Consider the following 24,311-nt stretch of genomic DNA (forward strand, 5'->3'; position numbering starts at 1 on the left):
CACCGGGACACCGGGACACCGGGACACCGGGACACCGGGACACCGGGACACCGGGACACCGGGACACCGGGACACCGTAAAAGCAAAAAAGTCATAAGAGAGATATTCAAGTGATCCTTAGAGCTAAAGGAATCCATCGCCTGCTGGCCGTAGCGCTGCTCACATGTGGCCAGGCTTTGCTCTTCTGTGCACAGGCAGCGGCAGAGGAATACCTTGTTAGCAACCCGAAGGAATACGCCGAAGTTGCAAAAAATCTTGAAGCTGGCGATACCGTGGTACTTGCCAATGGTGTATGGCGGGATTTTGAAATTCTGTTCACCGGAGTGGGTAAAAAAGAGAATCCGATCACGCTGATCGCCCAGGAGAAGGGCAAAGTCGTCTTATCCGGTCAGTCAAATCTGCGTCTTGCGGGCGAGTACCTGGTAGTTGCCGGGCTGGTGTTCAAAAACGGTTACTCCCCCAGCAGCGAAGTGGTCGCCTTCCGCCGCAACCGGGAGAGCCTGGCAAACAATTCCCGTGTAACTGAAATCGTGATTGAAGACTTCAGCAAGCCTGAGCGCATGGAATCCGATTATTGGGTTGCCCTCTACGGTAAAAACAACCGCTTTGACCACGGCCACCTTGCCGGTAAACGCAACAAGGGCGTGACCATAGCGGTGCGCCTCGATAGCGAAGATTCCCAGGAAAATTACCACCGTATCGATCACAATTATTTTGGGCCGCGCCCGGTATTGGGCTCCAATGGTGGTGAAACCCTGCGTGTCGGCACTAGCCGCTATTCACTGACAGATTCCCTGACGGTGGTCGAGAACAATTTCTTCGATCGGCGCGACGGCGAAGTAGAGATCATTTCCGTCAAGTCCGGCAAGAATAAAATCCGCAACAACACCTTTTTCGAGTCCCGCGGCACCCTGACCCTGCGCCACGGCAATGGCAACCTGATAGAAGGCAATGTGTTCATTGGCAACAGCGAGGATCACACCGGCGGTATTCGGGTTATCAATCGCGACCAGACAGTGCGTAACAATTACCTCGAAGGTCTCACAGGCTATCGGTTCGGGAGCGGATTCAGCATTATGAACGGTGTACCCGATTCTCCCATCAATCGTTACCATCAGGTGGTGAATGCCAGAGTCGAGAACAACAGCTTTATCAATGTGGATCACATTCAGCTGGCAGTCGGCAGTGACCCGGAGCGCAGCGCGGTGCCGCTGGACTCCAGTATCTCCAATAATATTTTCTACAACGAGAGCGATCGCTCCCCCTTTTCTGTATTTGACGACATCTCCGGGGTTCACTTTGCGGCCAATATTTCCAATGGCTTTGTGGATCAAGAAATTCGTGAGGGCATCAACACCGGTGTAAAAAGACTTCGCCGAGCTGGAAACGGCCTGCTCTATCCTGTCGACCCCGCCATGGTGGATAAGGGTGTCAGCAGAAATCTGATACCCACCAGCAAAAGCATGACGGGCGTTTCATGGTACCCCAAGTCTGAACCGGAAGCTGCCTTCGGTAGCGGTAAAGCCACTGTTGTGCACCCCGGTGAAGATACGCTGTTCGACGCACTGAAAACCACAGCCGATGGCGACACTCTGGTGCTGGAAAATGGAATCTACAAGTCCCGCAAGCGCTTGCAGATTGATAAAACCATTACCATCAAGGCGAAAAAAACCGGCAAGGTGACGCTGACCAGCGAGCGCCCGGTCATGTTCGAAATTATTGATGGCGGCAGCCTGGAACTCAACGGTCTGGTGCTGTCTGGTAAAAACAGCCCGGACTCCACCGGTAATACCCTGATCCGCACTGCCAAATGGGGCATGTTGAAAAACTACCGATTCTCGATGAAGAACAGTCGTGTTGAAAATCTGGACGTCAACCACTCCTATCATTTCTTTGACTCGGGAAGTCGGGCTTTTGCCACCTTTATCAGTATCGAAAACAGTGTGCTTGATAATATTACGGGTGATTTTCTGAAACTGGATAAGGAGAGAGATGATCTCGGTGTTTACAATGCCGAATACGTCACTCTTTCTGGAAACACATTCAGGAATGTAAAGGGTACGCTTGTCAACCTGTATCGCGGTGGTACCGATGAAAGCACCTTTGGGCCACATTTTACTTTTGCCAGCAATATCGTGGAAAAATCCGGAAGTGGTAAACGCAATCGGTCCCAGGCACTGGTAAAACTGCACGGCGTGCAGGTTGCGAACATCCACGACAATACCTTTACCGACAGTGCTGGTATTGTGGTGGAGCACACCGTGGCTGAGCCGATCACCCGTATTGTCAGCAACCAGTTCCACCAATCACCGCTGCCGGACGTTAGAGAGCTGGCCCGTGAGGGCCCTCACACCGCTGTTCTCGCCAACAATAAAGTGAAGTAATCAAAATGTTTGGCCAGAAGTTTGAATCAAAATTAAAAGCTTTAGGGATAAGTGTCGCTTTTGTAACGGGTCTGATACTGAACTCCCAGGAAAGTTATGCTACACCACACCCTAATTTGGTGGTCAATACCGCAGACGTAGACGCCATGCAGGCCGCTGTTTCCCGGCAGGGCCGTTTTCGCAGTGCATTTCTTGCCACTAAGGCTGCTGTGGACAGCTCACTGAAAGGGCCTGTCGCTGTGCCAATGCCCGCCGATGCAGGCGGTGGTTATACCCACGAACAACACAAGAAAAATTACCAGTTGATGTACAACGCCGGCGTACTGTATCAAATCACTGAAGACGGCCGCTATGCCGAGTATGTGCGTGATATGCTGCTAGCCTACGCAGCGTTGTACCCAACCCTTCATCTGCATCCGAAACGTCGCCTTGGAGCGAAAAACCCAGGCAGGTTGTTCTGGCAGAACTTGAATGAAGCGGTGTGGCTGGTGTACACCATTCAGTCCTACGACCTGATTCGCCCCTCACTCTCTGATACGGAGGCCGAGACGATTGAGCAGGGGATGCTGCGCCCGATTGCACGCTTCCTTTCCGTGGAATCTCCAGAAACCTTCAACAAAGTGCATAACCACGGCACCTGGCTGGCCGCTGGTGTAGGCATGGCCGGTTATGTGCTGGACGAACCCGAACTGGTTGAACAGGCGCTGTTGGGCCTCGACAAATCCGGCAAAGGCGGTTTCCTGCGGCAGTTGAATACCCTATTTTCTCCCGACGGTTATTACAATGAAGGCCCTTACTATCAGCGCTACGCGCTGATGCCCTTTGTGACCTTTGCAAAAGCCATTGATAACAATGAGCCGGGGCGGAAAATTTTTAGCTATCGCGACGGTATTATTCTGAAAGCCATTGATACCACCATTCAACTCAGTTACAACAATCTTTTTTTTCCCATTAATGATGCCATTAAAGACAAGGGCATAGATACTGCGGAACTAGTACAGGGTGTGGCCATTGCCTACGGCAAAACGGGCAATCCGCAATTGCTGGACATTGCCGCAAAGCAGGATCAGGTTCTGCTGACCGGCGACGGCCTCAAGGTTGCACAGGACCTGGATGCTAACAAGCAGGAACCATATGTATTCAAGTCCAGAGCCTTCCGCGATGGCAAGGAGGGGGATGAAGGTGCGCTGGTGGTATTTCGCCTGCAGGTAAATGGCGATCAGGCCCTGCTGTTCAAGCCTTCCGCTCAGGGGATGGGCCACGGCCATTTCGACAAGCTCACCTGGCAATTCTACGACCGCCAAGCGGAAATCGTGACCGATTATGGAGCTGTCCGTTTTCTGAATGTGGAATCTAAAAATGGTGGCCGCTATCTGCCGGAAAACGACACCTATGCGAAGCAGACCATTGCTCATAACACTGTGGTGGTAGATGAAACTACGCACTTCAACGGTGATCTGAAAATCGGCAGCAGTAACCATCCGGAACTTCTTTTCTTCCACGTCGGTGATCATGTAAAAATCAGCTCGGCGGAAATTGATTCCGCCTATCCGGGAGTTACTCTCAAGCGCACTTTGGCATTAATCAACGATTCCGACAGCGGCCATGTTTTCGCCATCGATTTGTTCGATGTGCAGTCCAGCAGGCAGCACCAATTGGATTTGCCATTGCACTACAATGGTCAGATTGTGGATACCAGCTTTATACTAAAGGGCTATAAGGATAGTATTTCTGCACTGGGTAAGAAAAACGGATACCAACACCTGTGGCTGAAAGCCCACGCAAAACCGGAGTCCGGTCTCGCGCAGGTGACCTGGTTGAATGACAACGGCCATTTCTATACCAACTCCAGCTTAGTAGACGGAAAAACCGAGTTGTTGTTTGCCGAACTGGGAGCCGATGATCCAAATTTTAATCTGCGCTCGGAAGCAGCCTTTATTACGCGTCGGAAGAATGTCCGCAGACATACTTTTGTCAGCGTGCTTGAACCCCACGGTGAGTACAACCCCGCCAAGGAATTTACTCTGCAGGCAGAAAGCCAAGTCGCCGGTATCGAACTTCAGCGCAGCGACGACCTGGAACTGATTGCAATTGCACTCAAGACTGGCGTGACTAAATTGATGGCGTTTAACAGCCGCGAGGATTTTTCGGCTCAGACCAAAACCGCATTTACCTTTCGTGGCAATCAATTTGTATTCCGTGGTCGAGCAAATCTTTTCAGTATTGGAGAAAAATAACTAATTCTGTATTTACAGTGGAGGAGCTTATGCCTGCGTCAGATACATTTTTTCTGCAGGAGGCCATTGAAGCGGAAGAGCTTGGTGGTGGCATAAAACGTCAGATTCTAGGATTTGATGAAAGCCTAATGGTAGTTAGGGTCTGGTTTGAAGAAGGCAGTATCGGCTACCTGCATAGGCATCCCCACACCCAGGTGAGCTACGTAGAAAGTGGCGAGTTTGAAGTGCAGGTGGACGGTCACAAAAAAATTCTTAAAGCCGGGGATAGTTTTTATATTGCCTCCAATCTGGAGCACGGAGCAGTGTGTAAAAAGTCTGGTGTTCTGATCGACTCCTTCAGTCCTTACCGAGAAGATTTTCTGAATATAGAAACAGGATAAGAATAATGAAAAACTTGCGTTGGATCATTGTGTCGCTGGTGGCTCTTGCCACCATTATCAACTATATTGACCGCGCCGCACTATCTGTCATGTGGCCGGGTATTGCTGACGATCTAGGCATGGACAGCCACGACTATGCCAACATCATGAGTGTTTTTTTGATTGCCTATGCCATTGGCCAGGCAGTTTTCGGGCGTATTTTTGATGCCGTCGGCACTCGCATTGGCTTCATTTTGTCCATCGTGGTCTGGTCTGTTTCCATCGCACTGCACGCACTGGCAAGCTCTGTTGCCTCCTTCAGTCTTTTCCGCAGCCTGCTGGGCTTCGGCGAGGCGGGCAACTGGCCGGGTGCCACTAAGGCCAATGCGGAATGGTTTCCGGCCAAAGAGCGTGCGCTGGCACAGGGTATTTTTGGTGCGGGTGCTTCTGCAGGCAGCATCATTGCTCCCCCTCTGGTGGCTTTCCTCTACGCATTTCTTGGCTGGCAGGCTACCTTTGTGGTGATCGCACTGCTGGGCTTTCTGTGGCTAGTGCCGTGGCTGATCATTTACAAAAGCGGCCCAGATACGCACCCCTGGATTACCCATGAAGAACGTGAACTAATCCTTTGTGGGCAGTTCACTGCAGGCAATAACAATGGCAAAGAAGAGTATGTACCCGGTCTGATTGAGCTACTTTCACATCGCCAGAGCTGGAGCGTGATCTCCGCGCGCTTTTTCATCGAACCAATCTGGTGGTTGTTCGTAGCCTGGCTGCCACTCTACCTGAGCGACAAATTCGGGTTTGATGTGAAAGCCATTGGCGCCTCCGCATGGATTCCCTATGTGGGTGCCGCTGCCGGTGCACTGTTCGGTGGCTGGTTGTCTGGCCGCCTTATCAGCAGGGGCTGGAGCGTGAACAAATCCCGTAAGTTTGCCGTATTCGTGGGTGGTGCGCTGATGCTGCCGGCACTACTGGCAACCACCTTGGCGAATACACCGACTTTGGCACTGGGCATGATCACTGTCATCCTGTTCGGCTTCCAGGCGGCCATTAATAATATTCAAACCTTACCCAGCGATTATTTCTCTGGAAAGACTGTTGCCAGCCTAGCTGGAATCAGCGGTGCGGTGGGTGTGGTCAGCGTGATTACTGCTATCCAATTGGTACCTATCATTACCAATGATGGAACTTTCTACCCGCCCTTTTTCATTCTCGGTGCCTCTTTGGTTCCGTTAATGTTGATCTCGGTGCTGCTGGTTGGGGGGCGTATCACTCCGGTACGCAGCAGGCGAGAAAAAAAGCAACTCGCTGAAGCAGCGGGATGACCAATGTCCACACAATACTTCGATAAAAAAGCATCGACTTCTCATTATACCGTTTGGAGTAGACATGAAATTGAACAACAAGGTAGCAATCGTCAGCGGCGGGGCTAGGGATATCGGCAAAGCGGTATCACTCAAGTTGGCAGCAGAAGGCGCAAAAGTAGTAATCAACTACTTCAGCAACAATCAGACTGCCGATGAAACTTTGACAGAGATCAAGCAGGCTGGTGGTGAAGCGATCATCGTGCAAGGTGACATGACCAAGCAGACGGATGTTGCACGCCTGGTGGGAACTGCCCGTGAAACCTATGGACCTGACCTTGACATTCTCGTCAATGTTACCGGCGGCTTGGTTGAGCGTAGGATGATCACTGAGGTGGATGAAGACTTCTTCAGCAAGGTTATCGCCCTGAATCTGAACAGCACCTTCCTGCTGACCAAAGCGGTAGTACCGTATATGAACGGCGGAGCGATTATAAACCTGGCTTCTCAAGCTGGTCGAGACGGCGGCGGTCCTGGTGCTTCTGTTTACGCGACTTCCAAAGGTGCAGTGATGACCTTTACCCGTGCCATGGCGAAAGAATTGGGCCCGCAAAATATCCGTGTTAATGCGCTCTGCCCCGGTATGATCAGCACCACTTTCCACGATGTTTTCACCAAGGATGCCGTACGTGCAAACGTTGCCAGTGCAACGCCGCTAAAGCGTGAAGGCAAGGCGGGCGAAGTGGCAGATGCTGTCGCCTATCTGGCCTCTGACGAAGCCTCCTTTCTCACTGGTACCAATGTTGATATAAACGGCGGCCTGTTCTTTTCCTGATTTGTTCGCAAGCGATTGAATCTGTGTAGAGGTAATGCTGTGCGTGTCAAAGCGGAAACTACCATGAAAAAAAAATTGGCAGTGCTCGGTGAGTGCATGCTGGAAATTAATCTGGGTGATAACGACCTGTCCATCACTAATAATTCACTGGATGCGAATCTGTTCTTTGGTGGGGATACGCTGAATACCGCACTCTATCTCTCTCGATTGGGTTTTCCGGTGGATTATGTCACTGCTGTGGGAGATGACCACTTGAGTGACTGGATGCTGCAGCAGTGGCGCAATGAGGGTATCGGATGCAATCTGATATTGCGAGAGACGGGTGCCACACCTGGTCTCTATCTGATTCAAACCGGTCCGCAGGGAGAACGGACTTTCCTGTACTGGCGGGATAACTCTCCGGCAAGGCGTCTGTTCGATAACCCCAGCAATGCCAAGGTACTGTTTGCCAGATTGATGGAATTCAAAGCCATTTATCTGTCTGGCATCTCGTTGGGTATCTATTCCCCCTCTACCCGAAAGTGTCTGTTTGAATTCTTGGTGGAATTCCGCGCAGCAGGCGGCATGGTAATTTTTGATAGCAATTACCGGCCAACACTGTGGGGTAGTGATCTATTGGCCCGGCAAACCTACCTGCAGATGTATCGCCTGACAGATATTGCCTTGCCCACCTTGGAAGACGAGCAGGCGCTATTTGGCGATGCTGATGAAACAGCGGTACTTGACCGTTTGAAAAATCTCGGTATTCGGGAAATTGTGCTGAAAAAAGGTGGCGATGGTTGTGTTGTGAAAACCGATAAGCTCAGTGAGTTCATTGCCGCTAATGAAGTGGTCCCGGTGGATACCACAGCCGCCGGTGACTCATTCAATGCCGGGTATCTGGCGCACCGCTTGAGCGGCAGACCTGTCACGAATGCGGCAAAAAGTGGTCACAATCTGGCGGCGCTGGTAATCCAGCATCGAGGAGCAATTATTCCTCGCGCTGTCATGCGTTTAAGTTAAGTAAGCTGCGCTTAGATATGAATGAAACGAAGTAGTAAACTTCTATCCGGTTGCTCAGTTTGATTTCCTGATATTTAACGGGGAGTAATACAGTTACTGATCAAAAAGTCAGGCTTACAGAAATTATGGAAATAATTTTATCCGATTTTTCGTAGTTAAGAGTTTTCATATCACAGATTTTTAGTAACGGCTACAGATCGCGCTTTTACACTGCCGAAGTGTTTTGTAACCCTGCGCAGAAACCGAACAGCTGTGTTGTACCCGCTGTATATCATTTTATCCTAACTATAATAATGAGAGTTCAATGAAACGTTTAAAACCGCCTTTAGTGAAAATTATCAGTTTTGCCATCATTACCCTATTGAATATTTGCATGGCCAGCGCCAATGCTTCTCTGCAGAATCCGGGATTTGAAAACGATTGGGATGGTTGGTCTGATACTGACCCTTCCGCCATTTCCAGTGTTGCTTACATCGGCAACAAATCCGCCAAAATTGCTGGTAGCGGGGGCCGTATAGAGCAACAGGTCCCTGTAATTGCCGATACCAATTATCGCCTCAGCGCCTATGTAAAAGGCGCTGGTACCATTGGCGCGGTGGTTGGCGGCAGTACCCATAATGCCAGCATTAGCGATTCTGAATGGCGAAAGCTGGATGTGGAGTTCAATTCCGGCAACGCCCTGAGTATCACGGTGTTTGGCACCTACAATGGCGATGAAGGCCGCTTCGACAATTTTACCCTGGAAAACCTTGGCAGCTCAGGAGGTAGTCCAGGCAGCAGCAGTTGCACCTCCGGAAGCAAACTGTCGATCATCTCTGCATCAGATGATGGAACTAGTGATGGTCACGACCCCGCTAATGTGATAGATGGCAGTTTTGCCAGTGAATCCCGCTGGTCTTCCGCCGGCGTCAAATGGATTACCATGGACTTAGGTTATGAGCAGGTCATAGAAGCGGTGGATATTGCCTGGTACAAGGGAGATCAACGAAGCAGCTTCTTCTCTATTGAAACCTCTTCTGACAATAGAAACTGGATGACGATTTTGGGTAGTGGTCAATCTAGTGGCAGCAGTTCCGCTATGGAGCGTTACGAGGTATCGGATTCTACCGCACGGTATGTACGCCTGACTGGTATCGGTAACACTGCGAATAACTGGAACAGTATTCTGGAATTCGATGTGATCGGATGTGGTGAGGATGTCGAAGATGATCTGAACCCATCACTCCCTCCGTCCGGTAATTTCGAATTGGTCGATTGGTATCTCAGCGTGCCTTCCGACAATGATGGCAGCGGTACCGCTGACTCCATCAAGGAATCAGAGCTGAGCGCGGGCTACGAGAACAACAGTTATTTCTATACCGCCAGTGACGGGGGTATGGTATTCCGTTGTCCGATTGCCGGATATAAAACCTCCAATAACACTGCTTATACCCGGACGGAACTACGAGAGATGTTGCGCCGCGGCAACACCAACATTAGCACGAAAGGTGTGAATGAAAACAACTGGGTATTCGGTAGTGCACCCGCTTCCGCTCGCAATGCCGCCGGTGGTGTTGATGGTGTCTTGCGTGCGACTCTGGCCGTGAATCACGTCACTAGCACCGGTAGTAGCAGCCAGGTGGGTCGGGTTATCATCGGCCAGATCCATGCCAATGACGACGAACCGCTACGCCTTTACTACCGTAAACTGCCGGGCAACAGCCTGGGTTCCATCTACATTGCACACCAGCCTGAAGGTGGCAACGATATCTGGTACGAAATAATCGGCAGCCGCTCGAACAGCGCCTTAAATCCATCAGACGGTATTGCCTTGAATGAAATATTCAGCTACAAGGTTGAGGTAGTCGGCAACACCCTTACCGTGACCATCTCTAGGGAGGGTAAGGCGGATGTGGCCAAGACTGTAGACATGAGCAGCTCTGGTTATGATGTCAGCGGCCAATACCAGTACTTTAAAGTCGGTGTTTACAACCAGAACAACACCGGCGATAACAATGACTATGTTCAGGCGACCTTTTACGTGCTGGATAATAGCCACGATGGCTATATTCATTGATCTGAGTCTCGCCAAGGCAGTCGGAGAAAGCTGACCCATTAAGCTATTGCCAGCCAGTTAATTCAACCGACTGGCAATAGGATTGTGATTGGGCTTTTTATGCACAGGTTTATCCGCTGGGCATCAATCCTCGCGGCTGGTGATTTCCAGCAGGTGATAACCAAACTGGGTTTTCACCGGGCCGTGCACCTTATGCAATTCTTCGGAAAAGACCACCTTGTCGAATTGCGCGACCATCACGCCCTTACTGAATTCTCCCAGATCGCCTCCGGTGCGGCCGGACGGACACTGTGAGTGCGCTTTGGCCATTTCGCCAAACTCGGCCCCGTTTTCGATTTCCTGCTTCAGCTGCTGGCACTTTGTTTCGTTCTCCACCAGAATATGACGGGCTGTCGCTATGGGCATAAATTGTCTCCATCTAATGCATTGACCGCAGCAGCTTACTGGGTGTATGCGGCATTTGCCACTGGTAATACCCGCAATAAACTCCAAGTCTGGTCGCATCTTTGCCGAGTGGCACTAAAACGCCATTTCTGCCGGGCGGCGGGCGTGTACGCAGTGGTATCTTTAGTGAAGACAACAAAATACGGCGAGTGACCCCAGTGCAACAGATACCTCTTTTTCCCTTGAGTGTGGCCCTGTATCCCGGAGTTACCCTGCCTCTGCGTATCTTCGAACAGCGCTACCTGCATCTGGTGAGTGAAGCCCTGAAGGCCGATAGCGGATTTGGTGTAGTGCTTATTCGCTCCGGTGGCGAAGTGGGGCTTGCTTCGGTGTGGCCGCTGGGTGTCTATGTGCATATTGTCGACTGGGGCCAGGGGGAGGAGGGGCTACTGCATGTACAGGTGGTGGGCCGACGCCGCTTTCGCATTACCCGCACCGACAGAGCTGAAGACGATCTGCTGCTGGGGGATGTGGAATGGCTGCCGGAAAAGACGCCGAAACCCATACCCGCCGACTGCGATGGTTTGCTCGCTGTGCTCAACGAACTGAAAGAGCGCGCCAAAATACTGTCGCTGAAGTTCGACCAGGTGGATTCAGCCGATGCCCTGTCCTGGCAGCTGGCGCAGTTGCTGCCGCTGGAAGACAAGGTGCGGGTGGAACTGCTGGCTCTGGAGGACCCCTTGGCGCGCCTGGCCAATATCGCCGACAACCTGGACCGGTGGACCCAGAAGTGACCGGCTGTGGACGTATTTCCCGGAGTAGACTGGGTTTGGCCATTCAAACCCCACCCCACTGGGGTATACTGCGCGGCCGACCGGATTTTGCACGGAGCGCCAAGTGACCCCCACCGACACTGCTGACCAAATCCGTACTCAACTCGGGCAGATGGGCCATGCTGCGCGCGCCGCGGCGCGGTTGATGGCCAGGGCCAATACTGCGGCCAAGAACCGTGCGCTCAGGGAGATCGCGACCCAGATGGAAGCGCAGCGGGCGCAACTGATCGAAGCCAATATCCGGGATATGCAGGCGGGGCGTGCGCAGGGTCTGGACGCTGCACTGCTCGACCGCCTGGAACTGGATAACACCCGTATCGACGATATGATTGCGGGGTTGCTGCAGGTCGCGGATCTGCCTGACCCGGTGGGGGAAATCGAGCATCTGCGCTATCGCCCCAGTGGTATCCAGGTGGGCAGAATGCGTGTGCCGTTGGGGGTGGTGGGGATTATTTACGAGTCCCGTCCCAATGTGACCATAGACGCTGCCAGTCTCTGCCTGAAATCCGGTAATGCCACTATTTTGCGCGGTGGGAGTGAGGCGCTGCACTCCAATCAGGCCATTGCCGCTTGTATTGCCGCTGGATTGCGCGCGTCGGATTTGCCGGAGACAGCCGTACAGGTGGTGGGGACCAGCGATCGCGCTGCAGTGGGCGCTTTGATTACTATGCCGGAATATCTGGATGTGATTGTGCCCCGCGGTGGCACTGGCCTGATTGAGCGTGTCAGCCGCGAGGCCAGTGTGCCGGTGATCAAGCACTTGCACGGGGTGTGCCATGTTTATATCGATGACCGTGCGGACCCGCAAAAGGCCTTCGACATTGCCCTCAATGCCAAAACCCGCCGCTACGGCGTGTGTAATGCGATGGAAACCCTGCTGGTTGCGGAGGGGATTGCCGCAGAGATACTGCCGCGTTTGGCCGCGGCCTATGAGTCCAAAGGCGTGGAACTGCGCGGTTGTGAGCGCACTCGCGAGATACTGCCGCGATGCCTGGCAGCCGTGGAAGCGGATTGGGCTGAGGAGTACCTGGCGCCGTTACTGTCGATCCGGGTGGTGGCGGATATGGATGCGGCGATGGCCCATATCGCCCGGTACGGCTCCGGCCACACGGAGGCCATAGTGAGCGAGGATTACAGCCGCAGCCGGCGTTTCCTCACGGAGGTGGATTCCAGTTCGGTGATGGTCAATGCCTCCACCGGTTTCGCCGATGGCTTTGAATACGGCCTGGGGGCGGAAATCGGCATTAGCACTGATAAAATCCACGCCCGCGGTCCGGTGGGGCTGGAAGGGCTCACCTCACGAAAATGGATCGTGCTGGGAGACGGGCATATACGGCAATAGAGGCTGTTTCGGTGTAATCATCTGGCGCAAGAGGTAATTTTGGCGACCAAACGGCAGAGTATCGCCCTGTTCGGCGGCACCTTCGATCCGGTACATTTCGGTCATCTGCGTATGGCGCTGGAGCTGCGTCAGGCTTTAGGGTTCGATGAAATGCGCATACTGCCAAGCCACCAGCCGCGCCACCGCGAAAGCCCGGGGGTGTCTCCCGGTCAACGCTGCCAGATGTTGGTGCTGGCACTGGCAGGTTGTGACGAGTTGCAACTGGATGAACGGGAATTGCGGCGGGGGGGGGTCACTTATACTGTGGATACCCTGGAGGAATTGCGTGCAGAGCTGGGCCCTGAGGTGTCGATCAGTTTCTGTATGGGGCTGGATTCCCTGCTCAGCCTGCACCACTGGCACCGCTGGCAGAGCCTGTTGGCGCTGGCGCACCTGGTGGCGGTGACCCGGCCGGGTTGGAGCCCGCCCCAGCGGGGAAAAGAGGGCGATAACCCCCAGCTGATCGATTTGCTTGAGCGTCATCGCGGAACAATCGCCGATTTGCACGGGGAGCCCTGCGGACGCCTGGTGGTGCGCGAACAGAGCCTGTTGCCTATCTCTTCCACTCACATTCGCCAATTGCTCGGCAGCGGCCAGTCACCCCGTTACCTGCTGCCGGCTGCGGTGCTGCAATATATTGAAGACCATCAACTTTACAGAAAACAGAATACCGCTGGCGACCGGTAAAACATTAAGGTGTTATGACAAATATTAAAGAAATCGCGTTCAACGCACTGGAAGACCTGAAAGGCAAAGATATCGTTGCCCTGGATGTTTCCGAATTGTCTGATGTAATGGACAATCTGCTGATCTGTACCGGTACCTCCAGTCGCCAGGTGAAATCCCTTGCGGAAAATGTCGTGGACGAATTGAAGAAACAAGGCGTGCGACCCATTGGCGTGGAAGGGAAAGAGCAGGGTGAATGGGTGCTGGTGGACTATGGGGATTTGGTGGTACATGTGATGCTGGAGGATCTGCGTGGCTTCTACGACCTGGAAAAACTCTGGTCGATAACGCCGAATACGCGCGAAGGAGCGGACGGCAGCGACCCCCATAGGGGCTGAGACCGTGAAAATCCGCATTCTCGCCGCCGGGGGGAAAATGCCCGCTTGGGTGCAGGAGGGCTACACTGAGTACGCCAAACGCTTGCCCCGTGAAATTTTCCTGGAGATGGTGGAAATCCCCCTGGGGCAACGCGGCCAGAAAAACGCCATGGCACTGATCGACAAGGCCCGGAGAAAGGAGGGGGCGGCGATGCTCTCTGCGCTCGGTCCCCGGGACCATGTCGTGGCGCTGGATGTGAAGGGCAAACCCTGGAGTACGGAGCAGCTCTCGCGGCAATTGCGTGCATGGCAACTGCTGGGGGAAAGTGTCTGTCTGCTGGTCGGCGGCCCCGACGGTCTCTCTGGGGATTGCCTGGACGCGGCCAGGCAGCGGTGGTCCCTGTCTCCACTGACTCTGCCACATCCGCTGGTGCGTGTGGTTTTGGCCGAGCAGATTTATCGCGCCTGGACACTGCTGGTGGGACACCCCTACCACAAATGACGGAGACAATGGCCAGCCGGTGTTGTCTGTTCACTTGTGCCCTGTGGTAATGTAATTCACTTAGAGCTTTCCAGCGCCAGTCAAAACCGTTCAAAAAAGCCCAAATGCCTCACGACCATCGCCTCAAGGACCCCTATACCGAGCTGCGGCTTTTCCGCAACCGTATGCTGGTGGCCATCGCCGGTGTTATTGTGCTGCTGGGGGTTTTGGTTGCGCGCTTTTACAACCTTCAGATCGTCAATTACGAAGACTATCGCACCCAGTCCGATGAAAACCGTATCCAGGTGCGCCCGGTAGCCCCTACCCGGGGGTTGATATACGATCGCAACGGCATCCTGCTTGCGGATAACCGTGCCAGCTACAACCTCTCCATTGTGCGCGAGCGTGTACGGGATCTGGATGCGACCCTGGAATTGATCGGTCATCTTATTCACCTTGAAGACAGTGATGTGGCCAAGTTTCGCAAGCGCATGAAGCGCAGGCGACCCTTTGAGCCGGTACCCCTGCGCTTTCGTCTGAGTGAAGATGAAATTGCACACATCAGTGTGAACCAGTTCCGTATGCCCGGTGTTTCAGTTGAGGCGGAACTGGTGCGTTACTATCCACTGGGAGAGCTGTTCGCCCACAGTGTCGGCTATGTGGGGCGCATCAGTGAGCGCGATTTAAATAATTTCACCCAGGAGGACGTGCGGCGCTACCGAGGTACCCGCAGTATCGGCAAGGTGGGACTGGAGCGCAGTTACGAGCAGCGCCTGCTCGGGGAAGTGGGCTATGAGAATGTCGAGATCAATGCGCGCGGCCGGGTACTGCGGGTGCTGGACCGCGAAGATCCCAAACCGGGTGTTGGCCTGACCCTGCACCTGGATGCGCGCCTGCAACAGGTGGCCTCCGCTGCCCTCGGTGATCGCCGCGGTGCTGTGGTCGCCATTGATGTCAATACCGGTGGTGTACTGGCCTTTGTGAGCAAGCCGTCTTTCGACCCCAATCTGTTTGTCACCGGCATCAGTTTTGTCGACTACCGCACCCTCAGTGACTCCCTCGATGTCCCCCTGTTTAATCGCGTCGTACAGGGCCAGTATCCCCCGGGTTCGACCCTGAAGCCCGTGATGGGTCTCGGTGCCCTTGAGGCCGGGATTATTTCCCGGGAGACCAAAATCAAGGATCCGGGTTTCTACAAACTACCCAACGACCCGCGTATCTACCGAGACCATATCCGCTGGGGGCATGGCGACAAAGTGGATTTGGTACAGGCCATGGCACAGAGTTGCGATGTGTTCTTCTGGGATATGGCGCACCGCTGGGATATTGACGATATGCACACTATTGCCTCCCATTTCGGGCTCGGCGCCAAGACCGGCATTGATCTGCCGACAGAGCGTGCTGGTCTTTTTCCTTCGCGGCACTGGAAGCGCAACGCGCGGGGAGTGCCCTGGTTCCCCGGCGATAGCCTGAATGCGGTGCTGGGGCAGGGTTTCGTGCTGGCCACACCGCTGCAACTGGCGGTGATGACCGCGACCATCGCCAATCGCGGCACCCACTACCGGCCTCAAATGGTAAAGACCATCAACGGCACAGTGCAGCCGCCGGAGAGGCTGCACAACCTGGAAGCACACCCGAACCACTGGGATTTGGTGTTTGAGGGCATGGAGGCTGTGGTCAATCGCAGCGACGGTACCGGCAAGCGCGCCGGTGAGGGCCTGGATTTTCGCGTTGCCGGTAAATCCGGTACCGCCCAGGTGGTGGGTATCGCCCAGGGTGCGCAATATGATTCTGAGGCACTGCTGGAGCGCCACCGGGATCACGCGCTGTTTGTTGCCTTTGCCCCAGTGGACAAACCCCGCATTGCAGTGGCGATTCTGGTGGAAAATGGGGAAGCCGGCGGCAAGGTGGCTGCACCGGTGGCCCAAATGCTGTTTGCCGAATGGATGTCACGTCCGTACCCACCCGTTGAGACCGCCCGGGATACAGGGTTGACTGGGAGGGCGGGCAATGGCTAATCGCGACTACTCGCACCGGCTGTCCGATATGGACAGCAGCCTCAGAAAACCGGTGAGCCTCGCCCGTCGACTGCACCTCGATGTGCCGCTGCTGGTGCTGTTGTTGATGTTGGCATGTGTTGGCTTGGGGGTGCTCTACAGCGCTTCTGGCGGCGACATCAATTATGTACAGCGCCAGTCGGTTTTTATGTGCCTGGCGTTTTTAGGTATGTTTATTGTTGCGCAGATTCCCCTGGACTTTTACCGGCGTTGGTCGATCTGGGCCTATCTGGGCGGCTGCACCCTGTTGTTGGGGGTGTTGCTTTTTGGAACCGGTGCCAAGGGTGCCCAGCGCTGGCTGGAGATAGGCGGCTTTCGCTTCCAACCTTCTGAGATGATGAAGCTGGGGGTGCCGATGATGGTTGCTGCCTTCCTGCACCAGCGCGCACAGCCCCCTGCGCTCGCGGCGGTTTGCGGGGCTTTAGTCATCGTGGCGGTACCGGCTGCGCTGATCGTGCGCCAGCCGGATCTGGGCACTGCCATTTTGATCGCCGCTTCCGGTCTGTTTGCATTGTATCTGGCAGGGCTTAGCTGGAAGATGATCGGTGCCGCGGTCGCAGCGCTCATGGCGTCCACCTGGCCTATCTGGCAGTGGGGCCTGAGGGACTACCAGCGCCAGCGCATCCTGACACTGCTCAACCCCCACGATGACCGTTTTGGTGCCGGCTGGAATATTTTTAACTCTAAAGCCGCTATTGGTTCCGGAGGGGTATACGGTAAAGGTTACCTGCAAGGCACCCAATCACAGCTGGATTTTCTGCCAGAGAGCCATACCGACTTTATTATTGCGGTTCTGGCGGAGGAGTGGGGCATGCGCGGCGTGCTTTTGCTGCTACTGCTTTACGTTTTGGTGATCGCACGCGGTATCTATATTAGCTTTATGGCACAGTACTTGTTCGGGCGACTATTGGCGGGGAGTATAACGCTCACTTTTTTTGTCTATGTATTTGTAAACATTGGTATGGTTACAGGTCTGCTGCCAATAGTGGGCGTACCCTTGCCGATGATCAGCTATGGGGGGACTTCACTGATTACCCTGATGGCGGGATTCGGTATCCTCATGGCTGTAGGGACAGAGCGGCGCAGGGTCCACTTCTAGTGGGCATCGTTCAGCTGATCGATAACCGGATATAGAGATGCGTGATGAAGACAGGAGCGTTGGTTTTGAAGTGGACCTCTGGACTATTGTTTGGTGTGGGGCTGGCCCTCGCTGCCTGCGCGCAGGAGCCTGGTCACGGTGACAATGCGAATGCGCAGAAGTTTGTCGAGTATATGGTGGAAGAGCACCAGTTTGATCGCGAAGAACTACAGGAACTGATGCGCCAAGCCAAGCGCAAGGACTCCATTCTCAGGGCCATCCAGCGCCCAGCGGAAAGAGCCAAGCCATGGTACCAATACCGCAAGATGTTTTTGACGCCACAGAGCATCGCCGGTGGCGTCGACTTCTGGGACAACAATGCCGAAGTCCTGGCCGAAGCGGAAAAAAAGTACGGTGTGCCGGCAGAAATCATCGTCGCCATTATCGGTATTGAAACCCGCTATGGCGGCAATATGGGCGGTCATCGCGTACTGGATGCGCTCTCTACCCTGGCCTTTAACTATCCGCGTCGTTCCGCCTTCTTTAGTAAAGAGCTGGAACACTATTTGCTGCTTACCCGGGATCAGGGTATAGACCCTTTGACATTGAAGGGTTCCTATGCCGGTGCCATGGGTTACGGCCAGTTTATGCCCTCAAGCTACCGCGCTTACGCAGTGGACTTCAGTGATGACGGCAAGGTGGATATTTGGAATAACACCCATGATGCCATCGGCAGCGTGGCCAATTATCTCGCCCAGCACGGTTGGAAGCCCGGCGAGCCCGTTGCCGTTTTGTCAAGCCCGCGTCCCAACGCAGATATGACCATTGTTAACAATACCCTGCAACCCGAGTGGACCGTGGGGGAGTTGGCGGAAAAGGGTTTCACCGCCACCAGCCAGGTGTCACCGGAAATGCCTGCCACTATCTTCTCCCTGCAGACAGAGCGGGGCAAACAGTACTGGCTGGGGCTCAATAATTTTTCCACCATTACCAGCTATAATCGCAGCCGCCTCTACGCCATGGCGGTCAACGAACTGGCCCAGGAGATTGTCAAGGCGCGTGGCGGGAGGCCCTATTGATCGGGCAATACAATGGGTTTTTTATCGTTTATTGATTCGCCGTTCTCGAACGGCGGGTACAACTTCGGGGAGTTGCCCGTATCTCACGGGCCCGCAACCCATCAATAAGGCGACAGTACGGCTTTGAACCGGCAATTACAGCCAGCCTTGAGAAACCATTGGTCCTGGCTGCAGTCGAAGTTTTTTCATTTCATCAGACAATTTCAGCCAACGGCGTCTTGGAGACGGCAACCCTTTGTTGCCGTGCGGGGGAATTATGGTTCAGTGCAATGCGCGGTTTGGGGTGTTACTTGCCGCTGTGTTTTTGGCGTCCTGTGGGGGGCCGCAGACTCATCCTGGCCCGCGTGCAAAGCCCGCTGGCAGTATTCGTGACAGTGGTCCGCCAACGCCCGTGAGTATGCTGGCCACTCCGGACCCGGCGCCGGTCCGGGAGCCCATCGGCCCCGCCGGGAATAAGACCCCCTACCGCGTCAACGGTGTGACTTATCATGTGCGCGATGCAGTTAAAGGTTATAAAGAGCGCGGCAGAGCCTCCTGGTACGGCACCAAGTTCCATGGTCGCAATACCGCCAATGGTGAGATCTACAACATGTACGCCATCTCTGCCGCACATAAAACCCTGCCTCTGCCCAGCTATGCCAAAGTGACCAATCTAGATAACGGGCGCAGTATTATTGTGCGGGTCAATGATCGCGGTCCCTTTGTGCAGGGGCGCATTATTGACCTCAGTTATACCGCTGCCCAGAAGTTGGGATATGTGGAGCAGGGGGTAGCCCGTGTGGAAGTGGAGTCGCTGGACCCTGCGGTATTGCCGCCGGTAACCGAGGTGCTGCTGACCGGTGATGGGCTGGTGGGCCCGGATGGTTTGGCACAGGATACCCGCGTTAAGCTGCCCGAGAATACCTTTTTACAGGTAGGGGCATACAGTCATTTTGCCCAGGCGGAAGCGGTAAGGGCCCAGCTTGCCGATGCAATTGATTACCCTGTTTCAGTCAGCCCAGTAGAGCGGGATGGCAAGGTGCTTTACCGGGTGCGTATTGGCCCTATTACCCAGCAGCGGGCGCTCGCCACTGTGCGGGAAACCGTAGAGCAAAAGCAGCTGGGGCAGCCCCAGGTAGTGTATGAATAAGACCATCGCAGCGGTTGTCGGAGCGGGCGGATGGTTTCTGCGAAAAATACCTGGCAACCAGTGACTGAAGTAAGGTTTGACGGTCATTTGGATCGCCGTTCACAAAATACTGCGCATTGGCGCGAATTTTCTTGTATTTTGTCAGCATACAGTGGCTTGCGGTATGGGGTGCCCCCCAGAACTGCCGACTAATCTATTAAAATACATAATGGGTTAACAGCCAGCCAATGAACACGAGGATTAATGAGACTCCCCCTATGATCATACGAATTATCGCCTGTTCTTTCCTATTGTTGTGTGCGGGCCTGGTTCAGGCGCAATCTCTTATCCCAGCCCCGCCACAATTGACTGCAAACTCTTACCTGCTGCTGGATGCCAATACCGGCCAGGTTCTGGTGGAGCACGAAGCCGACAAACAGATTCCCCCCGCCAGTCTCACCAAGATGATGACCGTCTATATCGTTTCTGAGGAAATACACAAAGGCAGCGTCAAAGAAGGCGATATGGTGCGTATCTCCGAGAAAGCCTGGCGCAAGGGCGGTTCAAAAATGTTTGTCAAAGTCGGCGACCAGGTGCCTGTGATAGACCTGATGCGCGGGGTCATCATCCAGTCCGGTAACGATGCCAGTATCGCTCTGGCCGAACATGTGTCCGGCAGTGAAGAGGTGTTTGCGGAAGTGATGAACCAGCAGGCAGAGCTTCTGGGTATGGAGAATACCCACTTCCTCAATTCCACCGGGTGGCCGGAGGAAGGGCACCTGACCACTGCCCGTGACTTGGGTGTTCTGGCCCGTGCCCTGATTGCCGACCACCCGGAGCACTACGATATTTATTCCGAGAAGTATTTCAATTACTCGGGGATCAACCAACCTAACCGCAACCGCCTGTTGTGGCGCGACGCCTCGGTAGACGGCATTAAAACCGGTCACACAGAAGAGGCGGGCTATTGCCTGGTGGCCTCTGCAATGAAGCGCGGCATGCGCCTGATAGCCATAGTGGTGGGGACCGATAGCGATGAAAAGCGCGCCTCTGAGACCCAAAAACTGTTGGCTTATGGCTTCCGCTACTACCAGACCCACAAAGTCTATGGCCAGGGCGAGGTTTTGCAGACCGAGCGCGTTTGGGGTGGCAAGACGCCTCGCGTGGGTATTGCGGTTGAGAAGGATGTTTTCGTCACCATCCCCCGTGGTGGCGAGGAGGGGATCAAAGCAGATTTGATTGTGGATGGCGAGCTGGAGGCTCCGATCCAGAAAGGCCAGCCGGTGGGCAAGGTTGTGGTGATTCTGGATGGCGAGACCGTTGCCGAAGTCAAAGCCATCACCGGAGACGATGTAGAGCGTGCCGGTATCTTCAAACGCCTGTGGGATTCCATCAAGCGCTTTGTGATCGGCTTCTTCAATTAAATCGCACTTGCAAGCGGGTTTTCCGGGCGGGCATTGTTCCGCCCTGCCCACTGCTTAAAGCCCGCACCCTCTCTGCAGCTCCCTGTCCACTGCGCATCAGCCGCTGTATAATCGCCGCCCGGCTGTGTCCCAGCTTTCCCTTACCTGACAGCCCGGCCCCGGAGAGAGGTATGAACCAGAACCCCAGCCAGCAACCTCCAAAGATCCAATTTCCCTGTGAAGACTACATGGTCAAGGTTGTGCGCGACGCCGATGAAAAAGTGCACCGGTTTGTATTGGAAGTGATGCGTCGCCACGCTCCGGAACTGGACGAGGGCCGCATTACCCTGCGCGACAGCAGCACTGGTAAGTTCACTTCCATGACCTTTTACATTCTCGCCACCGGTGAAGACCAGCTCAGAGCGCTGTTTGAGGAGCTCAAAAAGCACCCTTCGGTACATATGGTGCTCTGATGACCACTGTCCGCAACCTTGCCCGGCGGGATTACGAAACTGTCTGGCGTGCTATGTCCCGTTATACCGACCTCCGCAACGCAAGCAGTGCAGATGAGATCTGGTGCGTGGAGCACGAACCTATTTTTACCCAGGGGCAGGCGGGCAGGGCGGAACACCTGCTCAACACCGGAGATATTCCTGTTGTACAGGTGGACCGCGGTGGCCAGGTGACATACCACGGCCCCGGCCAACTGGTGGTTTATCCACTATTGGACCTGCGCCGGGCAAAAATCGGCGTTCGCGAACTGGTATCGGCGTTGGAGATTGCCACTGTGACCATGCTGGGAGCATTTGGCATCGCAGCGTCGCCACGCGCCGATGCACCAGGCGTCTATTTGGCTGAAGGCCCGCGCGCGGGCAACAAAATCGCCTCTATTGGGTTGCGTGTGCGTCGCGGCTGCAGTTTCCACGGCATCGCCATTAACATCGACATGGATCTGGCGCCTTTCCTCCGTATCAACCCCTGTGGTTACGCCGGATTGCAGATGGTGCAGATGGCCGAGTTGCTCCAGCGGGCACCCAGTTGGCACCTGGTGGCAGAGGTCTTTATACGCGAATTGCTGCATACCCTGAAGCTGTCCGCTGCCCAGTGGCAGCCGTTGGACGACACCGTATTTGCTCGACTGAGCATCAAACAGCAGGAAATAAACAATGGCTAACAAACCCGATCTGGTGCCGGTCAAGCGCACCCGCCGCCTTCAACAGGGGGAAAAACTGCGCGATGGTGACAAGGTGGAGCGTATCCCGGTCAAGGTGATTGCCAGCGATACGGTCCTGCGCAAACCGGACTGGATTCGTGTAAAGGTGCCCGCTTCAAAAGAGGTGGACCGTATTAAGGGAATTCTGCGTTCGCAAAAACTCTCCACCGTTTGTGAAGAGGCCAGCTGCCCCAACCTGGGTGAATGTTTCAGCGGTGGCACTGCGACTTTTATGATCATGGGTGAAATTTGTACCCGTCGCTGCCCTTTCTGTGATGTGGGGCACGGCAAGCCTAATCCCCTGGACCCGCAAGAACCCGCAAACCTTGCCCGGGCCATTGCAGCCATGGGGCTGCGCTACGTGGTGATTACCTCGGTGGATCGCGATGATCTGCGCGATGGTGGGGCCCAGCACTTCGCCGACTGTATCCGCCAGTCCCGGGCGCTTTCGCCGAATCTGCAGGTGGAAATTCTCACTCCTGACTTTCGCGGGCGGATGGCGGTGGCCCTGGAAATTCTTGGGGAGGAGGCGCCCGATGTGTTCAACCACAATCTGGAGACTGTGCCGCGCCTGTACCGCGAATCCCGTCCCGGCGCCAATTTCAAATGGTCCCTGAAGCTGCTGCAGGAATACAAACAATGTCGCCCGGATGTGCTGACCAAATCCGGTCTGATGGTGGGCCTCGGTGAGGAAAAGGAAGAGATCTTTCAGGTGATGGATGTTATGCGTGAGCATGATATCGACATGCTCACCATCGGCCAATATCTACAACCCAGTAAGCAACACCTCCCGGTGCAGCGTTACGTGCATCCAGACGAGTTTGAAGAGTACCGTCACTATGCCGAGCAAATCGGCTTCAAGCATGCTGCCTGCGGTCCCTTGGTGCGGTCTTCATACCATGCGGATAAGCAGACCCAGGGAGAGAAGCATGTGAATTACAACCCTAAATAGTACTCTACATCGATAAATAGTACTCACAACGATGGATTGTACTGGAGGCTTCAGGAGGTGGGGACCAGCATTCCAAGGATCAGGGAGCTCCCTGTTGACGGCCGCTACTGGCGCGTGGACTGGCATGTAGAAAACCGGGGAACAAGATCGATTCGCAATCCTTTAAACGATCGCAACTTATTGAAATTCCTACCCATCTTGACTTTTCAGTGCGCCGTGTATACGGCTGCTAACCACTTTCGGCCATTAATTTTGATCCGCCCCAGGTGTTCCCGGCCACTAAATCCTGTAACGCTCTCTACCTGGCTTAGAGGTAGGAGAAAGATCATTGAAGGGGTGGGTTGTGTCAGCTTTTCAGCAGTGACGAACGAAGCAGTCCATCTATGGCAGGGAAGAAGGTCCAGCACGAACAGCAAAAGGCGGCACAGGATTTAAAGGACCTCGAAGATGTGTATGCCGCTTTAGGAGACAGGCGTAAATGGCATGCCCGTGTTTTCTAGAAGTTTGGCCCATAGTCCCCATTTGAAGCCCGCGAAACGCTGAATGCAGCTTTGGAAAATGCAAAGAATGCCTTTTCGGAAGCCAAGTAGAAGCAAGCCAGCAATGTTTTTCGAAGGCAGCAAAGAGTGTGAGGAAATCGCGTTTCCAATCGTCTTTGGCCGGGCGGCAATGCCCTGATATTGCGGTAGTTCTTCGGGGTATTGCGCACAAGCATGGGTTTCAATCTAGAACAAAACAGCTTTGTATACTGGCGTATTTTAAAGTGACGAGTAAATAGTCGGGACAGTCAAGTGGTGTAAACATGCTTGAATTGACTGCCATCGGTACAGGTGAGCGATGTGATTCAAAAGGAGCCTGATTGAGGGGCGGCAGGTTTCCTTACGGGATTCTGGGGATGTCCCTAGGGGCTGTTCCCGTTTGGATGTAGCCTATTGATTTGTAAGAGCAAGCTCGCATTGTTGAGGTTCTAACACAAGAGAGTGTTCAAAACTCTGTGTCAGCCAAGTAGCCTCATAGGCTGATATATTTCTCCAGGCGATCTGGGAAGTGGATCGTCAGCTGTGACAGCGTCAAGTTCCAGTTCTGGATCGGGTGCGTCCAGCGCTCGGAGGCTTTCAG

The 24,311-nt window shown here is 54.2% G+C and carries 21 protein-coding genes; 20 read left to right on the plus strand and 1 reads right to left on the minus strand.

All coding sequences use genetic code 11. The annotated features are described in order from the left end of the window. Nucleotides 1–110 precede the first annotated feature (110 nt). From Q1A48_RS17845 to Q1A48_RS17875, 7 genes are all read left to right on the plus strand, one after another. The gene (locus Q1A48_RS17845) at nucleotides 111–2,384 is read left to right on the plus strand and encodes a chondroitinase-B domain-containing protein (RefSeq protein ID WP_299947629.1); all 2,274 of its coding nucleotides are present in this window, start codon (nucleotides 111–113) and stop codon (nucleotides 2,382–2,384) included. 5 nt (nucleotides 2,385–2,389) lie between these two features. Further along, a complete protein-coding gene (locus tag Q1A48_RS17850; protein WP_299947631.1) occupies nucleotides 2,390–4,621 on the plus strand; it encodes a heparinase II/III family protein in 2,232 nt (743 codons plus the stop codon). Nucleotides 4,622–4,650: 29 nt separating this feature from the next. Continuing rightward, nucleotides 4,651–5,001, plus strand: a complete 351-nt coding sequence (locus tag Q1A48_RS17855; RefSeq protein WP_299947633.1) for a cupin domain-containing protein — start codon at nucleotides 4,651–4,653, stop codon at nucleotides 4,999–5,001. A gap of 5 nt (nucleotides 5,002–5,006) precedes the next feature. Beyond that, nucleotides 5,007–6,308 (plus strand): MFS transporter, encoded by a 1,302-nt coding sequence (locus Q1A48_RS17860; RefSeq protein ID WP_299947635.1) that lies wholly within the window; start codon nucleotides 5,007–5,009, stop codon nucleotides 6,306–6,308. 64 nt (nucleotides 6,309–6,372) lie between these two features. After that, entirely contained in the window at nucleotides 6,373–7,122 is a 750-nt protein-coding gene (locus Q1A48_RS17865) for a glucose 1-dehydrogenase (RefSeq protein ID WP_299947637.1), read from the plus strand. A 63-nt stretch (nucleotides 7,123–7,185) separates the two neighbouring features. Beyond that, nucleotides 7,186–8,124 carry a sugar kinase gene (locus Q1A48_RS17870; protein WP_299947639.1) on the plus strand — a complete coding sequence of 313 codons (939 nt, stop codon included), beginning with the start codon at nucleotides 7,186–7,188 and terminating at the stop codon, nucleotides 8,122–8,124. A gap of 304 nt (nucleotides 8,125–8,428) precedes the next feature. Next, nucleotides 8,429–10,180 (plus strand): polysaccharide lyase family 7 protein, encoded by a 1,752-nt coding sequence (locus Q1A48_RS17875; RefSeq protein WP_299947641.1) that lies wholly within the window; start codon nucleotides 8,429–8,431, stop codon nucleotides 10,178–10,180. A 123-nt stretch (nucleotides 10,181–10,303) separates the two neighbouring features. Here the strand turns inward: Q1A48_RS17875 and Q1A48_RS17880 are convergent, their stop codons facing one another. After that, complete coding sequence (locus Q1A48_RS17880; RefSeq protein WP_299947643.1) at nucleotides 10,304–10,585, minus strand: peptidylprolyl isomerase; 282 nt, start codon at nucleotides 10,583–10,585, stop codon at nucleotides 10,304–10,306. A 197-nt stretch (nucleotides 10,586–10,782) separates the two neighbouring features. Here Q1A48_RS17880 and Q1A48_RS17885 point away from each other — a divergent pair, with 197 nt between their 5' ends. The 13 genes from Q1A48_RS17885 to lipA all read left to right on the plus strand — a co-directional run bounded on the left by Q1A48_RS17885 (nucleotide 10,783) and on the right by lipA (nucleotide 23,192). After that, the gene (locus Q1A48_RS17885; protein ID WP_299947645.1) at nucleotides 10,783–11,358 is read left to right on the plus strand and encodes an LON peptidase substrate-binding domain-containing protein; all 576 of its coding nucleotides are present in this window, start codon (nucleotides 10,783–10,785) and stop codon (nucleotides 11,356–11,358) included. Between the two features lie 103 nt (nucleotides 11,359–11,461). Then, complete coding sequence (locus tag Q1A48_RS17890) at nucleotides 11,462–12,739, plus strand: glutamate-5-semialdehyde dehydrogenase (RefSeq protein ID WP_299947647.1); 1,278 nt, start codon at nucleotides 11,462–11,464, stop codon at nucleotides 12,737–12,739. Nucleotides 12,740–12,778: 39 nt separating this feature from the next. Next, on the plus strand, nucleotides 12,779–13,465 hold the full coding sequence (gene nadD / locus Q1A48_RS17895) for a nicotinate-nucleotide adenylyltransferase (RefSeq protein ID WP_299947649.1): 687 nt from the start codon (nucleotides 12,779–12,781) through the stop codon (nucleotides 13,463–13,465). Between the two features lie 14 nt (nucleotides 13,466–13,479). After that, a complete protein-coding gene (rsfS, locus tag Q1A48_RS17900) occupies nucleotides 13,480–13,842 on the plus strand; it encodes a ribosome silencing factor (protein ID WP_299947650.1) in 363 nt (120 codons plus the stop codon). 4 nt (nucleotides 13,843–13,846) lie between these two features. Continuing rightward, on the plus strand, nucleotides 13,847–14,323 hold the full coding sequence (gene rlmH, locus Q1A48_RS17905; protein ID WP_299947652.1) for a 23S rRNA (pseudouridine(1915)-N(3))-methyltransferase RlmH: 477 nt from the start codon (nucleotides 13,847–13,849) through the stop codon (nucleotides 14,321–14,323). Between the two features lie 104 nt (nucleotides 14,324–14,427). Then, nucleotides 14,428–16,320, plus strand: coding sequence for a penicillin-binding protein 2 (gene mrdA, locus Q1A48_RS17910; protein WP_299947654.1), 1,893 nt, complete (start codon nucleotides 14,428–14,430; stop codon nucleotides 16,318–16,320). After that, nucleotides 16,313–17,458 (plus strand): rod shape-determining protein RodA, encoded by a 1,146-nt coding sequence (gene rodA, locus Q1A48_RS17915; RefSeq protein ID WP_299947656.1) that lies wholly within the window; start codon nucleotides 16,313–16,315, stop codon nucleotides 17,456–17,458. Before mrdA ends, rodA begins: the two co-directional genes overlap by 8 nt. A gap of 65 nt (nucleotides 17,459–17,523) precedes the next feature. Beyond that, nucleotides 17,524–18,516 (plus strand): lytic murein transglycosylase B, encoded by a 993-nt coding sequence (gene mltB / locus Q1A48_RS17920; protein ID WP_299947658.1) that lies wholly within the window; start codon nucleotides 17,524–17,526, stop codon nucleotides 18,514–18,516. A gap of 256 nt (nucleotides 18,517–18,772) precedes the next feature. After that, nucleotides 18,773–19,645 (plus strand): septal ring lytic transglycosylase RlpA family protein, encoded by an 873-nt coding sequence (locus tag Q1A48_RS17925; RefSeq protein WP_299947660.1) that lies wholly within the window; start codon nucleotides 18,773–18,775, stop codon nucleotides 19,643–19,645. A 257-nt stretch (nucleotides 19,646–19,902) separates the two neighbouring features. Beyond that, entirely contained in the window at nucleotides 19,903–21,048 is a 1,146-nt protein-coding gene (locus tag Q1A48_RS17930) for a D-alanyl-D-alanine carboxypeptidase family protein (protein ID WP_299947662.1), read from the plus strand. Nucleotides 21,049–21,218: 170 nt separating this feature from the next. After that, on the plus strand, nucleotides 21,219–21,500 hold the full coding sequence (locus Q1A48_RS17935) for a DUF493 domain-containing protein (RefSeq protein WP_299947664.1): 282 nt from the start codon (nucleotides 21,219–21,221) through the stop codon (nucleotides 21,498–21,500). Next, complete coding sequence (lipB, locus tag Q1A48_RS17940; protein WP_299947666.1) at nucleotides 21,500–22,201, plus strand: lipoyl(octanoyl) transferase LipB; 702 nt, start codon at nucleotides 21,500–21,502, stop codon at nucleotides 22,199–22,201. Before Q1A48_RS17935 ends, lipB begins: the two co-directional genes overlap by 1 nt. Further along, the gene (gene lipA, locus Q1A48_RS17945) at nucleotides 22,194–23,192 is read left to right on the plus strand and encodes a lipoyl synthase (RefSeq protein ID WP_299947668.1); all 999 of its coding nucleotides are present in this window, start codon (nucleotides 22,194–22,196) and stop codon (nucleotides 23,190–23,192) included. The genes lipB and lipA overlap by 8 nt, the downstream gene beginning before the upstream one ends. Nucleotides 23,193–24,311: the final 1,119 nt, after the last annotated feature.

The organism is uncultured Microbulbifer sp., from assembly GCF_947489355.1.
Lineage (GTDB): Bacteria > Pseudomonadota > Gammaproteobacteria > Pseudomonadales > Cellvibrionaceae > Microbulbifer.

What these genes read in the sequence shown, in the direction of transcription:
- rodA (WP_299947656.1), top strand. Translation starts at nt 16,313, where the DNA reads ATGGCTAATCGCGACTACTCGCACCGGCTGTCCGATATGGACAGCAGC.
- Q1A48_RS17850 (WP_299947631.1), top strand. Translation starts at nt 2,390, where the DNA reads ATGTTTGGCCAGAAGTTTGAATCAAAATTAAAAGCTTTAGGGATAAGT.
- lipB (WP_299947666.1), top strand. Translation starts at nt 21,500, where the DNA reads ATGACCACTGTCCGCAACCTTGCCCGGCGGGATTACGAAACTGTCTGG.
- Q1A48_RS17855 (WP_299947633.1), top strand. Translation starts at nt 4,651, where the DNA reads ATGCCTGCGTCAGATACATTTTTTCTGCAGGAGGCCATTGAAGCGGAA.
- mrdA (WP_299947654.1), top strand. Translation starts at nt 14,428, where the DNA reads ATGCCTCACGACCATCGCCTCAAGGACCCCTATACCGAGCTGCGGCTT.
- Q1A48_RS17880 (WP_299947643.1), bottom strand. Translation starts at nt 10,585, where the DNA reads ATGCCCATAGCGACAGCCCGTCATATTCTGGTGGAGAACGAAACAAAG.
- lipA (WP_299947668.1), top strand. Translation starts at nt 22,194, where the DNA reads ATGGCTAACAAACCCGATCTGGTGCCGGTCAAGCGCACCCGCCGCCTT.
- rsfS (WP_299947650.1), top strand. Translation starts at nt 13,480, where the DNA reads ATGACAAATATTAAAGAAATCGCGTTCAACGCACTGGAAGACCTGAAA.
- Q1A48_RS17865 (WP_299947637.1), top strand. Translation starts at nt 6,373, where the DNA reads ATGAAATTGAACAACAAGGTAGCAATCGTCAGCGGCGGGGCTAGGGAT.
- Q1A48_RS17925 (WP_299947660.1), top strand. Translation starts at nt 18,773, where the DNA reads ATGGTTCAGTGCAATGCGCGGTTTGGGGTGTTACTTGCCGCTGTGTTT.
- Q1A48_RS17870 (WP_299947639.1), top strand. Translation starts at nt 7,186, where the DNA reads ATGAAAAAAAAATTGGCAGTGCTCGGTGAGTGCATGCTGGAAATTAAT.
- Q1A48_RS17935 (WP_299947664.1), top strand. Translation starts at nt 21,219, where the DNA reads ATGAACCAGAACCCCAGCCAGCAACCTCCAAAGATCCAATTTCCCTGT.
- Q1A48_RS17875 (WP_299947641.1), top strand. Translation starts at nt 8,429, where the DNA reads ATGAAACGTTTAAAACCGCCTTTAGTGAAAATTATCAGTTTTGCCATC.
- Q1A48_RS17930 (WP_299947662.1), top strand. Translation starts at nt 19,903, where the DNA reads ATGATCATACGAATTATCGCCTGTTCTTTCCTATTGTTGTGTGCGGGC.
- Q1A48_RS17860 (WP_299947635.1), top strand. Translation starts at nt 5,007, where the DNA reads ATGAAAAACTTGCGTTGGATCATTGTGTCGCTGGTGGCTCTTGCCACC.